At 57.1% G+C, this 15,536-nt stretch carries 14 protein-coding genes and 1 pseudogene; 8 read left to right on the top strand and 7 right to left on the bottom strand.

Annotated features, from left to right (window positions below):
• Positions 1-2: 2 nt before the first annotated feature.
• Positions 3-146: a PhoP/PhoQ regulator MgrB gene (gene mgrB, locus B8P98_RS10640; RefSeq protein ID WP_002911375.1), complete on the bottom strand. Its 144-nt coding sequence runs from the start codon at positions 144-146 to the stop codon at positions 3-5.
• Between the two features lie 159 nt (positions 147-305).
• Here mgrB and B8P98_RS10635 point away from each other — a divergent pair, with 159 nt between their 5' ends.
• Complete coding sequence (locus tag B8P98_RS10635; RefSeq protein ID WP_023290223.1) at positions 306-545, top strand: YobH family protein; 240 nt, start codon at positions 306-308, stop codon at positions 543-545.
• Between the two features lie 58 nt (positions 546-603).
• Here B8P98_RS10635 and kdgR read toward each other — a convergent pair whose 3' ends face one another.
• On the bottom strand, positions 604-1,395 hold the full coding sequence (kdgR, locus tag B8P98_RS10630; RefSeq protein WP_025711073.1) for a DNA-binding transcriptional regulator KdgR: 792 nt from the start codon (positions 1,393-1,395) through the stop codon (positions 604-606).
• 177 nt (positions 1,396-1,572) lie between these two features.
• Between kdgR and B8P98_RS10625 the strand changes: the two genes are divergently transcribed.
• Positions 1,573-2,943, top strand: a complete 1,371-nt coding sequence (locus tag B8P98_RS10625) for an MFS transporter (RefSeq protein WP_049162589.1) — start codon at positions 1,573-1,575, stop codon at positions 2,941-2,943.
• A 65-nt stretch (positions 2,944-3,008) separates the two neighbouring features.
• Here the strand turns inward: B8P98_RS10625 and htpX are convergent, their stop codons facing one another.
• The 4 genes and pseudogenes from htpX to B8P98_RS10605 form a co-directional block, all read right to left on the bottom strand.
• A complete protein-coding gene (htpX, locus tag B8P98_RS10620; RefSeq protein WP_004203371.1) occupies positions 3,009-3,893 on the bottom strand; it encodes a protease HtpX in 885 nt (294 codons plus the stop codon).
• Between the two features lie 235 nt (positions 3,894-4,128).
• Positions 4,129-6,177, bottom strand: coding sequence for a carboxy terminal-processing peptidase (prc, locus tag B8P98_RS10615; protein ID WP_080896664.1), 2,049 nt, complete (start codon positions 6,175-6,177; stop codon positions 4,129-4,131).
• A gap of 19 nt (positions 6,178-6,196) precedes the next feature.
• Entirely contained in the window at positions 6,197-6,874 is a 678-nt protein-coding gene (gene proQ / locus B8P98_RS10610; protein WP_025711075.1) for an RNA chaperone ProQ, read from the bottom strand.
• Between the two features lie 81 nt (positions 6,875-6,955).
• Positions 6,956-7,469, bottom strand: a pseudogene (locus tag B8P98_RS10605) (GAF domain-containing protein).
• A gap of 132 nt (positions 7,470-7,601) precedes the next feature.
• Here B8P98_RS10605 and yebS point away from each other — a divergent pair.
• The 5 genes from yebS (at position 7,602) to B8P98_RS10580 (ending at position 13,690) form a co-directional block, all read left to right on the top strand.
• On the top strand, positions 7,602-8,885 hold the full coding sequence (gene yebS / locus B8P98_RS10600; protein WP_025711077.1) for a membrane integrity lipid transport subunit YebS: 1,284 nt from the start codon (positions 7,602-7,604) through the stop codon (positions 8,883-8,885).
• Positions 8,854-11,487, top strand: coding sequence for a PqiB family protein (locus tag B8P98_RS10595; RefSeq protein WP_025711078.1), 2,634 nt, complete (start codon positions 8,854-8,856; stop codon positions 11,485-11,487). The genes yebS and B8P98_RS10595 overlap by 32 nt, the downstream gene beginning before the upstream one ends.
• A gap of 125 nt (positions 11,488-11,612) precedes the next feature.
• Complete coding sequence (rsmF, locus tag B8P98_RS10590) at positions 11,613-13,046, top strand: 16S rRNA (cytosine(1407)-C(5))-methyltransferase RsmF (RefSeq protein WP_095032968.1); 1,434 nt, start codon at positions 11,613-11,615, stop codon at positions 13,044-13,046.
• Positions 13,047-13,161: 115 nt separating this feature from the next.
• Positions 13,162-13,401, top strand: coding sequence for a YebV family protein (locus B8P98_RS10585; RefSeq protein ID WP_025711080.1), 240 nt, complete (start codon positions 13,162-13,164; stop codon positions 13,399-13,401).
• A 97-nt stretch (positions 13,402-13,498) separates the two neighbouring features.
• Positions 13,499-13,690, top strand: coding sequence for a YdfD/YebW family protein (locus B8P98_RS10580; RefSeq protein ID WP_025711081.1), 192 nt, complete (start codon positions 13,499-13,501; stop codon positions 13,688-13,690).
• Here the strand turns inward: B8P98_RS10580 and pphA are convergent.
• Positions 13,687-14,340, bottom strand: a complete 654-nt coding sequence (pphA, locus tag B8P98_RS10575; RefSeq protein WP_025711082.1) for a protein-serine/threonine phosphatase — start codon at positions 14,338-14,340, stop codon at positions 13,687-13,689. The two genes, B8P98_RS10580 and pphA, sit on opposite strands and share 4 nt — an antisense overlap.
• A 157-nt stretch (positions 14,341-14,497) precedes the next feature.
• Here pphA and B8P98_RS10570 point away from each other — a divergent pair, with 157 nt between their 5' ends.
• Positions 14,498-15,466 carry a VirK/YbjX family protein gene (locus tag B8P98_RS10570; RefSeq protein ID WP_025711083.1) on the top strand — a complete coding sequence of 323 codons (969 nt, stop codon included), beginning with the start codon at positions 14,498-14,500 and terminating at the stop codon, positions 15,464-15,466.
• Positions 15,467-15,536: the final 70 nt, after the last annotated feature.

Below are 15,536 nucleotides of genomic sequence, written 5' to 3'. Positions count from 1 at the left end.
TCTTACCACGGGATAAATTTATTGATAGTGCAAATACCGCTGAAAAACTGTACATCCTGGTCGCACATTACGTTAAGCATCTGAGTCCACAGCAACAGGCAGCCTGCTATGATGACTATCAGTAAAACCCACCGTAATTTTTTCACTCCACTCTCCGCATCAGTACTTTATGTCGCCAGGATAACACGGCCTTCTTAAACCGCGGCTAACTGTATTACGAAAGGCAAGTTTAGGAATCATCGACTTGTTTCAAAACGTGTTCATGTCACAATCACGGCAAGGATCATACAAATAACGAGGCATCAATGCGATTAATCATTCGTACTATTGTCGTGGTGGCTATCTTATGGATTGGCGTATTATTAAGCGGCTATGGCGTATTATTCCACAGTGAAGAAAACGTGGGTGGGTTGGGACTGAAGTGCCAATATCTCACCGCGCGCGGTGTGAGCACCGCACTTTATGTTCATTCCAATAGCGGCGTAATTGGTGTCAGCAGCTGTCCTCTGCTGCGTAAAAGCGCAACCGTGGTTGATAACGGCTAAGACGGCGCCCGGCGACCACGATGTAGCATCGCGGTCGCCACAGGCTTAAGCTATCGCGTCAGAACGGGTAGTCGTTATATCCCATTTGTTCAGAAATCTTGCGCGCCGCCTGGTGCAACATCGCCACATATTCATGCAGACGTTCTTCTGAAAAACGTAGCGTCGGGAAAGAGATACTCAGCCCCGCGATGACCACGCCGAAACGGTCGAATACCGGCACACCAATGCAGCGCAACCCCTCTTCCTGCTCTTCGTTATCTTCGCCGTACCCCTGCTCCCGAACGCCATCCAGTACCTTCAGCAGCTCCTGCGTGCTGGTGATCGTCCGCTCGGTGCTGCGCTTATACTCCACGCCCTCGAGGATCTGCTCCACTTCGCTGCGATCGCGCCAGGCCAGCAGCACTTTGCCGATCGCGGTGCTGTACAGCGGGTTACGGCGGCCAATACGCGAATACATCCGCAGGTTGTACATCGAGTCAATCTTGTGAATGTAGACGATACTGTCTTCATCCAGCGCGCCGAGGTGGATAGTCTCTTTCGTCAGTCGCGAGAGTTCGCGCATCTGAATATCCGCGCTGCGCACCAGGTCGACGTTCTGCAGCGCGCGTGCGCCAAGCTCGAACAGCTTGAGGGTGAGGGAGTATTTCTCAGACTCCCCTTCCTGTGCTACATAGCCCAGTGATTTCATGGTCTGTAAAAAGCGATAAACGGTGCTTTTTGACATCATGACGCGCTGGGACAGTTCGGTAATGCCAATTTCACGCTCTTCACCCAGCGCCTGCAGGATACCAAAAACCTTCAATACTGAAGAGACAGAATCTGGCTGTTTATCCAAATCTGCACCTGCCATTTATCACCTCGTCGTAACTGTTTTATAAAATTTAGAACCGGTTTTTATTATAAATTCGCCGCCCCTGGGCCGCAATCATTCTTCTGCCACTTCGTTACAAATCTGCGACATGCTGCGGATTAATCAATGCTAAACTCATCATTCAAAAAACCGTTTCATTTAAGACTCATATTCACCATGGATAAAAACTCTTCCGATGGCGTGCCGCTGCCGCAACGCTATGGCGCCATTCTGACCATCGTGCTTGGGCTGACCATGGCCGTGCTCGACGGCGCAATCGCCAACGTCGCGCTCCCGACCATCGCCAGCGATCTCAACGCCTCACCGGCGGCGTCAATCTGGATCGTCAACGCCTACCAAATCGCCATTGTCATCGCCCTGCTGCCGCTCTCCTTTCTCGGCGACATGGTCGGCTATCGTCGCATCTATAAGATAGGCCTGGTGGTGTTTATCTTTACCTCGCTGGCCTGCGCCCTGTCGCGCAGCCTCGAAATGCTGACCTTCGCCCGCGTCGCTCAGGGGCTGGGCGGCGCCGCGCTGATGAGCGTGAACACCGCGCTGATCCGCCTGATCTATCCGCAGCGCTTTCTTGGTCGCGGCATGGGCATTAACTCCTTTGTGGTCGCTGTTTCTTCGGCGGCTGGCCCGACTATCGCCGCGGCGATCCTCTCCCTTGCCTCATGGCAATGGCTGTTTTTAATTAACGTCCCGCTCGGGATCGTCGCTTTTGTCCTGGCGATGCGCTTTCTGCCGCCCAACAGCGCCCGCAGCAAAATCATCCGCTTCGATCTGCCGAGCGCCATCATGAACGCCCTCACCTTCGGGCTGCTGATCACCGCCCTGAGCGGTTTCGCCCAGGGGCAGTCCACGCAGCTGGTGCTGGCGGAGGTGGCGGCCATGCTGGTGGTGGGCTTTTTCTTCGTTCGCCGCCAGCTCAAAATGCCCGTCCCGCTGCTGCCGGTCGACCTGCTGCGCATCCCGCTGTTCTCCCTTTCTATCTGTACCTCCATCTGCTCCTTCTGCGCGCAGATGCTGGCGATGGTCTCCTTGCCCTTTTTCCTGCAGTCGATGATGGGACGCAGCGAAGTGGAGACCGGTCTGCTGCTGACGCCGTGGCCGCTGGCGACCATGGTAATGGCGCCGCTGGCTGGCTATTTGATTGAGAAGTGCCACGCGGGGCTGCTGGGGGCCATCGGTCTATTGATTATGGCCTGCGGTCTGTTCGGCCTGGCGCTGCTGCCGTCGGCGCCTTCCGATCTGGATATCATCTGGCGCATGGCACTGTGCGGCGCCGGCTTCGGGCTGTTTCAGTCGCCAAACAACCATACCATCGTTGCCTCGGCTCCGAGCCATCGTAGCGGCGGCGCCAGCGGTATGCTGGGCACCGCTCGCCTGCTCGGCCAGAGCACCGGCGCGGCGCTGGTCGCGCTGCTGTTCAACCTGCTCGGCAACAGCGGTACCCACACCGCCCTGCTGCTGGCCGGTATCCTGGCTACCGTTGCCGCACTGATTAGCGGTCTGCGCGTGACCCAGCCGCGCGCCGCCTGACGGGCAGCAAAAAAAATCCGCAGCGTGCGGGCTGCGGATTTTTGTTTTCAGCGTCAGATGACGAATTACTTCAGATATTCACCGCTACGCAGGGCTTCAATACGCTTATCCAGCGGCGGGTGAGTCATAAACAGCTCGCTCATGGATTTCGCTTTACCGTTGATGCAGAACGCCATCATGCTGCTGGCTTCCTGCGGCTCATAGCTGGTTTTCAGACGCTGCAGGGCAGCAATCATCTTTTCGCGGCCCACCAGACGCGCCGAGCCGGCATCGGCATGGAACTCACGGTAACGCGAGAACCACATGGTGATAATGCTCGCCAGAATACCGAACACCAGCTCCAGCACCGTGGCAACGGCGAAGTAGATCAGCGGGTTACCATTGCTGCTCTCCCCTTCATCTTCCCGGTTGCCGCCGAGGAAACCGGCCGCAATCTGCGCGATTACCCGCGAAATAAAGATAACGAAGGTGTTCACTACCCCCTGAATCAGCGTCATGGTCACCATGTCGCCATTGGCAATATGGCTGATCTCATGGGCAATTACCGCTTCCGCTTCATCACGGCTCATGTTTTGTAACAGCCCGGTGCTGACGGCGACCAGCGAGGCGTCGCGACGCGCGCCGGTGGCGAAGGCATTGATATCCGGCGCGTGATAAATAGCCACCTGCGGCATGGCAATACCCGCCTGCTGCGCCTGTTGTGCAACGGTGTTCATCAGCCAGCGTTCCGTTTCGTTGCGCGGCTGCTCGATCACTTCCCCACCCACAGACTTCAGCGCCATCCACTTCGACATCATCAGCGAAACGATAGAACCACCGAAGCCGAACAGCAGGGCCATAATCAGAAGACCGGTCATGCTGCTGGACTGGATCCCCGTGAGGCTTAACACCAGCCCGAACACAACCATCACTGCCAGGTTCGTCAGCAGGAAAAGCGCGATTCGCATCATAATTTTCTTTTTACCTCAATTTAACAAAACGCACTATGCGATTACCCACATCGTATGGGTCAGGCTGCAATTTTCAACCATCAACCCCCGCTAAGTCACGATAAAAACACAACTTTACATTTTGTAGCATCTTGCTGACAGCGGCTGATCAGGTTGACATTTTGTTAGCTGAGCTGAATGGCGATGACAAAGCGCGCAAAAAAAACGGGCACCTTCTGAGGTGCCCGTTAGTGACTTATTTACTGGCCGGCGGTTCCACTGCCGGGCGCGCTTTTTCAAGATGCGCCAGGTCGACCGCGATGTGGACCGTTTCATCAAGATACGGGTCCGGTTCCTGATAATCCTTCGGCAGATCGTCCAGTTTTTTCAATGGCGGCTTGCCTTCGCGTTTCAGGCGATCGTTAATCCGCGCCAGACGAATCGCATCATCCTCTTCGTTCTCTTTCTCACGCTGGGCGTAGTTCAGAGAGACGATGTTACGCTTGTCTTTCATCGCGTTATAACGGGCAATATCCTTCATGATGTACTGGAACTCCGGATCCTGTGCAATGCGCTCGTCGTGGCGCTTGAGCAGCTCCGGTCCAAACGGGGTCAGATCCCCGGACTTCACATAGGTGGCCGCATTGATACTGTCCCATGGCAGAGCGTTGTCTTCATACTGCTCGCCGGTTTCGCGATCTTCATTCCCGGTGGGCATCATGATATCCGGCGTCACGCCTTTGCGCTGGGTACTGCCGCCGTTAATCCGGTAGAACTTCTGGATGGTGTACTGGACAGAGCCTAACGCCGGCCAGTCCGGACGCAGCATCTGATCGTAGATACGATTCAACGAGCGATACTGCTGTACAGTCCCTTTACCAAAGGTCGGTTCGCCAACGATCAGCGCGCGGCCATAATCCTGCATCGCCGCGGCGAAGATTTCAGACGCCGAGGCGCTAAAGCGGTCAACCAGCACCACCAGCGGCCCTTTGTAATAGACCACGCCATCGTTATCGCTGTCTTCGCGCACCTTGCCATTGTTATCCCGCACCTGCACCACCGGGCCGGACGGAATAAACAGCCCCGAGAGCGATACCGCCTCGGTCAGCGCCCCGCCGCCGTTGCTGCGCAGGTCAATGACGATGCTGCTGACGTTCTGTTTTTCCAGCTTCTGCAGCTGTACTTTCACGTCATCGGTCAGGCCAACGTAAAAGCCCGGAATATCCAGCACGCCGACTTTTTCTTTACCGACGGTTTTCACCGACATCTTCACCGCGCGATCTTCCAGACGGATGCGTTCGCGGGTCAGGGTGACGATACGCGTCTTGGCCCCTTTACCGGCTGGCAGGATCTCAAGGCGCACTTTGCTGCCCTTCGGCCCTTTAATCAGCGCGACAACGTCATCCAGACGCCAGCCGATAACATCGACCATCGGCTTCCCGGTCTGGCCAACGCCAACGATGCGATCGCCGACGCTGATGGCTTTGCTCTTCGCGGCCGGACCGCCCGCCACCAGCGAATTAATGACGGTGTAGTCATCATCCATCTGCAGCACGGCGCCGATCCCCTCAAGAGAGAGGCTCATCTCGGTATTGAACTGCTCGGTATTGCGCGGCGACAGGTAGTTGGTGTGCGGGTCGATTTCGCGAGCGAAGGCGGTCATCGCCAGCGAGAAGACATCTTCACTGTTGGTTTGCGCCAGACGACGGATCGCAAACTTATAGCGACGGGTTAACGTGTCGCGGATCTCTTTATCGTCTTTACCCGCCAGCTTCAGACTTAGCTGGTCAAACTTAACCTTAGCGTCCCACAGCTTATTCAGCTCGGCCTCGTCTTTTGGCCACGGCGCTTTGGAACGGTCAAGATTGAAATTGTCGTTGCCGGTAAAGTCCATCGGACGTTCCAGCACCTTCAGCGCATACTGATAGCGTTCGAAGCGGCGCTGCTGCCCCAGGTTGTAGAGGTCGTAGAAGACGTCCAGTTTCCCGGTGCGCAGTTCGTCGCCGATTTGGTCTTTTTTGGCCGCAAACTTCGCTACATCGCTGGCCAGCAGCACATTGTGGCTGTAATCCAGCAGGTTCAGATAACGGTCAAAAATCTTTGCCGAGAAGGCATTGTCGAGATCGAACTGACGGTAATGAGAGCGGGTAAAGCGCGATGTCACGCGCTCGCTTACCGTCGCGTGCTGCGGCTCTTCTTTCAGCACGGGGATTTGATCTGCGCGGGTTATGTCATCAACGGCAAAAGCATGGCCTGCTAGTGTCAGCAGGCCCGCAAGCGCGGTGATTTTAAAAAATGTGTTCATGCCTGGCCCGGCCTCCGTTTCAGAACACCAGGTGTTCTGCGCGTACAATCATTGACATACCAGAAGTCAGCTGTACACGAACGCCATCTTTGGTGATTTCCAGAACGGTGGCGTCCATTGCGTTATTGCCTGCTTTCACCTTCAGCGCCTGGCCGACGGTCAGAACGGAAACATCCGATACCGGAGTATGACGCTCTTCACGTGGGGCTTTGGCCGCAACAGGACGCGGTTTACGCTGTTCAGCACCTTCTTTACGACGCGGCTGCTGAGGACGCGGTTTACGCTCGCGGCGAACCCCTTCATCCTGCTGGCCTGCGGCCGCGGCGGCTTCGCGTTTTTTCGCCTGCTGGGCAGCGCGCTGCACCTGAACGCGAGCTTTCGCTTCTTCCAGTTGCTGACGCGCATGGGCAATGTGCTGTTCTTCCAGTTCGCCGCATGGGTTGCCGTCGAGATCGACGCGGATTGCGCCGGCTTTTACACCGTACAGATAGCGCCAGCTGGACGTGTAGAGACGTAATGCAGCGCGAAGCTGGGTTTTGCTGAGATTCATCTCACCACCCACTCGCTCAACGAGATCCTGAAAAATTCCGATTTTCAGGGGGCGCGCTTCACCTTCAGCGCTAAAGCACTGCGGGAAACGTTCGGCCAGAAAGGCGATAACTTCTTTACTGCTATTCAACTTAGGTTGATTTTCCATGAAATTTCCTGATTACAACGGACGTAGCCAACAAGCCGCAGGCATGAACAGGCGACATTATAATGACGTCCTCGCTAAATGCTACGTTATCCGTTGATTATCCCACGACACGGGTAAAGATTTTTTGATAATCAGTGGCTGCGATAAGTTTTTCCAGTTGCCCGACCAGCGTGCGCAACCCCTGCTCATCTTCAGCAGTGAAGCGGTTGTACACCGGACTGTCGATATCCAGCACGCCGATAATCTGGTCGTTCACCCGCAGAGGGAAGACAATTTCCGAATTACTGGCGGCATCGCAGGCAATGTGGCCGTCAAAGGCGTGGACATCCTCGACGCGCTGGACCTGGCCTTGCGCCACCGCCGCGCCGCACACGCCGCGCCCGACCGGGATCCGCACACAGGCCAGTTTGCCCTGGAACGGCCCCAGCACCAGGGTATCGCCTTCCAGAAGATAAAAACCGGCCCAGTTGACCTCTGTCAGCCGCTCAAACAACAGCGCGCTGGTATTGGCGATCATCGCCAGAAAACTGGTTTCACCTGCCATTAATGCCTGGAAATCGCGGTTCAGATCCGCGTAAAATTCTGTTTTGCTCATTATATCTTCACTTGGTTGTCTTACTGCCTGATACGTACAGCCTACTAAAATAAGCATTAAATGCGCTTGGGCTCAAGATGAATTCATTCATAGGTTAAGATAGTTAGATACATTCATTCCTGTACGTAATAAATGCCGATAAAAACAACTACCCTGAAACCTGCGAATAAGATGGTTGTGCATGCTGTCAGCACACCCCTTCCCTATACGCATTACCAACGCTGTGCCCAGTGTGACATGCTCTTTCGCCTCCCGGTGCTCAAACGCAACCAAAGCGCCTGGTGCCCACGCTGTCACGCAAAGGTGCGAGATGGCCGCGACTGGTCGCTCACACGTCTGGGCAGCATGGCACTCGCAATGCTGTTGTTAATGCCTTTTGCCTGGTCCGAACCTCTGCTGCGCCTGCACCTGCTGGGGATGCGCATCGATGCCAACGTCCTGCAGGGGATCTGGCAGATGACCGCGCAGGGCGACCCCATTACCGCCGCGATGGTGCTGTTTTGCGCCGTGGTCGCGCCGGTGCTGCTGGTGGTCTCCATCTGCTATCTGTGGCTGGGCAACGTGCTGGGAATGAACCTGCGCCCGGTGCTATTGATGCTCGGCAAGCTCAAAGAGTGGGTGATGCTGGATATCTATCTGGTGGGCATCGGCGTCGCCTCGATCAAAGTGCAGGATTACGCTTTTCTACAGCCGGGCATCGGTCTGGTGGCGTTTATCTCCCTGACACTGTTGAGCATCCTGACGCTTATCCATATGAACGTCGAAGAGCTGTGGGAGCGTTTCTACCCGGAACGCCCGGCGACCCGCGCCGATAATAATCTCCAGGTATGTACCGGCTGCCACTACACCGGCTACCGCGACGCGCGTGGCCGCTGCCGACGCTGCCACACGTCGCTGCATCATCGCCGGCCGCAGAGCCTGCAGCGCAGCTGGGCGGCGCTGATTGCCTCGTTGATTTTCCTCTTACCGGCCAACCTGCTGCCCATCTCCATCATCTACGTCAACGGCGCGCGTCAGGACGACACCATCCTTTCCGGGATTATCTCCCTGGCCAGCAGCAATGTCGCTATTGCCGGCGTGGTGTTCATCGCCAGTATTTTAGTACCATTCACCAAAGTTATAGTGTTATTTACCCTGCTGGTCAGCATACAATTCAAGTGCGAGCAGGGCCTGCGCACCCGCATCCTGCTGCTGCGGTTGATCACCTGGATTGGCCGTTGGTCGATGCTGGATCTGTTTGTTATTTCACTCACCATGTCGCTAATAAATCGCGATCAGCTCCTCGCCTTCACCATGGGGCCGGCGGCGGTTTACTTCGGCGGCGCGGTAATTTTAACTATTCTTGCAGTTGAATGGCTGGACAGCCGCTTACTTTGGGACGCACATGAGTCAGGAAACGCCCGCTTCGCAGACTGAAGCCAGAATAAAAACCAAACGCCGTATCTCGCCATTCTGGCTGCTGCCGGTCATCGCGCTGCTGATTGCCGCCTGGCTTATCTGGACCAGCTTTGACGATCGCGGATCGACGATTACTATCGATTTTCAGTCCGCTAACGGCATCGTGCCGGGGCGGACGCCGATCCGCTATCAGGGGGTGGAAGTCGGCACGGTGCAGGATATCAGTCTCAGCAAAGACCTGAGTAAGATTGAGGTTTCCGCCAGCATCAAGCGCGATATGAAAGATGCGCTGCGCAAAGAGACCCAGTTCTGGCTGGTCACGCCGAAAGCCTCACTGGCTGGCGTATCGGGCCTCGATGCGCTGGTGGGCGGGAACTACATTGGCATGATGCCGGGAAAAGGTGAGCCCGAAGATCACTTTGTCGCCCTCGACACCCAGCCCAAATACCGCATCAACAACGGCGAGCTGATGATCCATCTGCAGGCGCCGGATCTTGGCTCCCTGAACAGTGGCTCGCTGGTCTACTTCCGCAAGATCCCGGTCGGGCGGGTGTATGACTACACCCTGAATGCCAATAACCAGGGAGTGACCATTGATGTGCTGATCGAGCGCCGGTTTACCAACCTGGTGAAAAAAGGCAGCCGCTTCTGGAACGTCTCCGGCGTCAAGGCCGACGTCGGCCTGAGCGGGGCCAAAGTGCAGCTGGAGAACCTGTCCGCGCTGGTGAATGGCGCTATCGCCTTTGACTCCCCCGCCGACTCGCAGGTCGCCTCGCAAAATGATGACTATCACCTGTACGAAGACCTGGCGCACAGCCAGCGTGGCGTGGTGGTCACGTTGGATCTGCCTGACGGCGATGGCCTGAAAGCGGGCTCGACGCCGCTGATGTATCAGGGGCTGGAAGTCGGTCAGTTGAGCAAACTGAATCTTAATCCCGGCGGCAAAGTTACCGGCGAGATGACCGTCGACCCGAGCGTGGTGACGCTGCTGCGGGAGAACACGTTGATTCAGATGAAGAAGCCGAAGCTCTCCCTCGACAACCCCAGCGTCAGCGCCCTGCTCACCGGTAATACCTTTGAGCTGGTGCCCGGCGAAGGCGAACCGCGCAATCATTTCTCGGTGATGCCGGCGGATAAAGCGCTGCTGGATGAGCCCAACGTCGCCACTGTCACGCTTTCGGCGCCGGAGAGCTACGGCATCGACGGCGGTCAGCCGCTGGTGCTGCACGGCGTAAAAGTCGGCCAGGTGCTGGAGCGCAAACTGACGGCTAAAGGGGTAACTTTCCAGGTGGCCATAGCCCCGGAGTACCGCGATCTCATCCGCGGCGACAGCAAGTTTGTGGTTAACAGTCGTCTGGATGTCAAAGTGGGGCTTGACGGTGTGCAGGTGCTGGGCGCCAGCGCCAGCGAGTGGGTGAATGGCGGGATACGCGTGATCCCGGGTGAAAAAGGCGAAATGCAGAGCAGTTATCCGCTGTACGCTAACCTCGAAAAGGCGCAGGAAAACAGCCTCAGCGAAGTGCCGACTACCACGTTAAGCCTGACTGCCGAAACGCTGCCTGACGTTCAGGCCGGTTCGGTGGTGCTGTATCGTAAATTCGCCGTCGGCGAGATCATCGCTGTCAAACCACGCAGGGATGCTTTCGATATCGATCTGCATATCAAGCCGGAGTACCGCTATCTGCTGACCAACAACAGCGTCTTCTGGGCGGAAGGCGGTGCGAAGGTCAAACTTGACGGCAATGGACTCACCGTGCAGGCCTCGCCGCTGGCCCGCGCCATTAAAGGGGCCATCAGTTTTGATAACCTCAACGGCAGCAGCGCCAACGCGCGGTTGAACAACAAACGTATCCTTTACGCCTCGGAAACGGCGGCGCGCGCGGTGGGCGGCCAGATCACCCTGCATGCGTTCGACGCCGGGAAAATGGCGACCGGGATGCCGATTCGTTACCTTGGCATTGATATCGGTCAGATCCAGTCGCTGGAGCTGATCACCGCCAAAAACGAGGTACAGGCGAAAGCGGTGCTCTATCCGGAATACGTCGGCACCTTCGCCCGTGCCGGGACCCGCTTCTCAGTGATCACGCCGCAAATCTCCGCTGCGGGCGTGGAGCACCTGGACACCCTGTTCCAGTCCTATATTAACGTGGAACCCGGTCGCGGCCCGGCGCGACGGGACTTTGAGATCCAGGATACGACGATCAGCGACTCGCGCTATATCGACGGTCTGAACATCGTGGTGGAAGCCCCAGAAGCCGGGTCGCTCGGCATCGGTACGCCGGTGCTGTTCCGCGGGCTGGAAGTGGGGACCGTCACCGGCCTGTCGCTGGGCTCGATGTCCGACCGGGTGATGGTGAAATTGCGTATCAGCAAGCGTTACCAGTATCTGGTGCGCAATAACTCGGTATTCTGGCTGGCCTCGGGTTACAGCCTCGATTTCGGTCTGATTGGCGGGGTAGTGAAAACCGGCACCTTCAATCAGTTTATCCGCGGGGGGATCGCCTTTGCCACACCGCCGGGGACGCCGCTGGCGCCGAAAGCCCAGGATGGCAAGCACTTCCTGCTGCAGGAGAGCGAGCCGAAAGAGTGGCGGGAATGGGGCACCGCCCTGCCGCAGTAGCCCTCCCCCCTTCTCCCGCCGCGGAAAACACCGGGGCGGGAAGATGACAAACCGCACGCCCCGGTGTCCCGCGCCGGGGCGTTTATGCTAAACTGCGCACCCTTTTTTTCTGTGGTGCGCTGCCTGTGGCTGAAAATACTGTCTATTTCCCTGAAGCGTTTCTCGCTCAAATGCGCGCGGCCATGCCTGCGCATCTCTCGTTCGACGACTTTATCGCCGCCTGCCAGCGCCCGCTACGCCGCAGTATTCGCGTCAATACGCTGAAAATCAGCGTCGACGATTTCCTCTCTCTGGTCGCCCCGTATGGCTGGCAGCTGACGCCGGTTCCCTGGTGCGCAGAAGGATTCTGGATCGAGCGGGACAACGACGATGCTCTGCCGCTGGGCAGCACCGCCGAACATCTCAGCGGGCTGTTCTATATTCAGGAAGCCAGCTCGATGCTACCGGTCGCCGCCCTGTTCGCTGATAACCGGCAGCCCGAACGGGTGATGGACGTTGCCGCCGCGCCGGGGTCGAAAACCACCCAGATTGCCGCCCGAATGGGTAACGCGGGCGGCATCCTGGCTAATGAGTTCTCTGCCAGCCGGGTAAAGGTGCTGCATGCCAACATCAGCCGCTGCGGCATCAGCAACGTTGCGCTGACCCACTTCGACGGCCGGGTTTTCGGCGCGGCGCTCCCCGAAGCTTTCGACGCCATCCTGCTTGATGCTCCCTGCTCCGGCGAAGGCGTGGTACGTAAAGACGCTGACGCGCTGAAAAACTGGTCGCCGGAGAGCAACCTCGACATCGCCGCCACCCAGCGCGAGCTTATCGACAGCGCCTTCCATGCCCTGCGCCCTGGCGGGACGCTGGTGTATTCCACCTGCACCCTGAACCGCGAGGAAAATCAGTCGGTCATTCAGTGGCTGCTGTCCCGCTACCCACAGGCGGTGGAGATCCTGCCGCTGGGAGATCTGTTTTCCGGCGCGGCCGATGCTTTAACCGCAGAAGGATTTCTGCACGTGTTCCCACAGATCTACGATTGCGAAGGCTTCTTTGTTGCTCGCCTGCGCAAGACAGCGGCGATCGATCCGCTCCCGGCGCCAGGTTATAAGGTCGGTAAATTCCCGTTTGTACCACTGAAGGGACGGGAAGCCGCCGCGGCGACCGCCGCTGCCAGGACCGTTGGGCTGGAATGGGATGCAAGCCATACGCTGTGGCAGCGGGATAAAGAGCTGTGGCTGTTTCCGCAGTCCATGGAACCTCTGTTTGGCAAGGTGCGTTTTTCTCGCATCGGCGTGCGCCTGGCGGAGCTGCACAATAAAGGCTACCGCTGGCAGCATGAGGCGATTATCGCCTTTGCCGCCCCTCAGCACGCCTTCGAGCTGACGCTGGGGGAAGCGGAGGAGTGGTATCGCGGGCGCGATGTCTATCCGCAGACCCCGCCGCAGCAGGATGAAACCATTGTGACCTTCCAGGGCGTCCCGCTGGGCCTGGCCAAGCGGGTTGGTTCTCGTCTGAAGAACAGCTATCCGCGAGAGCTGGTGCGCGACGGAAAACTTTTTGCCGGCAAGGTGTGACGTCGCGCAGAAAATGCGCACTTTTTGACTGGCGGTTTTCGCCCCATTGACTACGCTGAAAAATGACGGCCGCAACTGGTCGTACCACAACTCAGCTGAAAAATGGGGTGAAGCGATGAGTAAAACCAATGTCCGCATCGGCGCGTTTGAGATAGACGATGCCGAACTGCACGGTGACCATCAGGGTGAGCGAACGTTAAGCATTCCCTGCAAATCCGATCCAGATTTATGTATGCAACTTGACGCCTGGGATGCCGATACCAGCGTTCCCGCCATTCTCAATGGCGAACATTCCGTCCTCTACCGTAAACATTACGACCGCCAGTCCGATGCCTGGGTCATGCGCCTAGCCTGACACCAATGAACCCGTCGCCTGAGACGGGTTATTTATTTCCCCATCCCGCCGTCATCCCCTACACTAAATAGTATGTGAACCCGAGCATGAGGCCAGGATGTTTGCCTTAGTGTTGTTTATTTGCTATCTGGATGGCGGCTGCGAGGACATTGTGGTTGACGTCTACCGCGAGGAAACGCAGTGCATAGTGGCGATGGAAGATCAGCGGATCCGTCACGGCGGCTGCTACCCGATCGAAGATTTTATTGACGGCTTCTGGCAGCCCGCCAGCGAATATAGCGATTTTTAGCCTGCCGACTGCAGCGCCACCAGCGTCAGCGCCCCACCAAACACGGCGCCCGTGTCAATATAGTGTTGGTTATCGTGGTCATAACGCGCCTGAAGCGGCGTATGACCAAACCAGAAATGGTCAGCCCCGGCGATTGCGCCATGACGCCCCGCCAGATGTTCGCTCAGGCGGTGGCGGCTCCATAATACCCGCTTGGGATCCACCGGCTGCTGCCAGTGATAGACCGGCGCCGGATAATCGGCATGAGCGATCACATGCCTCACGTTTGCGCACTCAACTTCAATAATCAACGGCAGCTGCTGACAACGCCACAGCAGCCGGTCAACGTCGGCCCGCTGCTGTGCATGGCTTCGAGCGTACCAGTCGCCGCCGTTCATCTGCCAGAGCGCCATATCCCCGCTCTCCAGTGCCTCCAGCGCCATTTGTTCATGATTTCCCCGCACGGCCCTGAACCAACGACAGCGCACCAGGGCGAGACACTCCGCGCTCTGTGGCCCACGATCGATCAGATCGCCCACCGAGATCAGCAGGTCGGCCCAGGGGTCAAAGCGCAGCTGACGCAGGCGGCCCATCAGCAGCGCAAAGCAGCCGTGCAGATCGCCCATTAGCCAGATATTACGCCAGTCACTGCCATTAATACGTTGATACATATCATTACCTCTCTGCGGTAATTATAGGTAATTCCAGCTCAGGTCCGCCGATTTTTTATTTTCACTTCAATCGATTTTAAACAAACGGCAAATATAGTCGGTCAGGTGATTAAGCTTGCCAGAGGCTCGTTTTAAAATAGGAGGAAATAACAACGAGGTGTTTATCGTGACAGACAATAGCCTGCATTCATCCAGCGTGCTTGCGCCGCGCTCGCATCTTATTGCCGATCTGGTGATGGGCAGATTAACACCTGCACCTATCTGGCGGCAGAAAAATTATCGCTTAAAGTTCTTGCTACGTACCGTATTATTTTATAGCCCGACCAGAGCGATGCTGGAGGCACTTAGCGCCCGGGACGATTTTAATCAGCTGCTGGCTGCGCAGGCAACGCTGCCGGGGAAAGTACACCGTCAGTATCTGACCCGCGATCTCAACGCCTGGCAACGGGCAATGGCGGTGATAAGTCATTATCGCTACATCGACACGCTGCAGGAGTCGCTACTGGCGCATGCCATGACCGCGGTCAATGAGGTCTCGCTGCTAACGCTGGATGGCAAAGATGACAGCCAGTTCACCCTCTCCGCCTCCTCGGCGGGGAAAGCGGAGCGAGAGGGAGAAACCACGCTGTGGTTACGCGACAGCAACCACACCCTGTTAGCCAGTGCCACCTTCAGTGTAACCTGGGATGGCGAAGCCTGGCAATTAATCATCGGCGGTCTGCAGGGACCGCGACGCCACGTTTCCCATGACGTGATTAAGCAGGCGACACGCGCCTGCTATGGCTTGTTCCCAAAGCGTCTGCTGCTGGAGTTTATCTGGCTACTGGCTGCCCGCAGCCATATCGAGTCGATCTACGGTGTCAGCGATAATGGTCATGTGTTCCGCGCGCTTCGCTATCGCCTGAGCAAGGGGCGCCATTTCCATGCCAGCTATGACGAGTTCTGGCAGTCCATCGATGGCAAGCGGGAAAGCGCCTGGCGCTGGCAGTTGCCGCTGGGTCTGGAAAGAAAATCGCTGGAGAGCATCGCCAGTAAAAAACGGGCCGAATACCGACGTCGATTCCAGTTGCTGGATCAGTTGACTGAGCAGGTGGCAATATTGACGCAACCGCGCCACCGTGCTTGAATTTCACTGCCTGTAACGCCGCGCTGACACGCGGCGTTTGCTTATTCGGTCCTTATTTCGCTACTATCAT

Source organism: Klebsiella quasivariicola, from assembly GCF_002269255.1.
GTDB lineage: Bacteria > Pseudomonadota > Gammaproteobacteria > Enterobacterales > Enterobacteriaceae > Klebsiella > Klebsiella quasivariicola.
The sequence above is the reverse complement of the archived record's forward strand: the minus strand, read 5'-3'. Positions and strand labels throughout refer to the sequence as shown.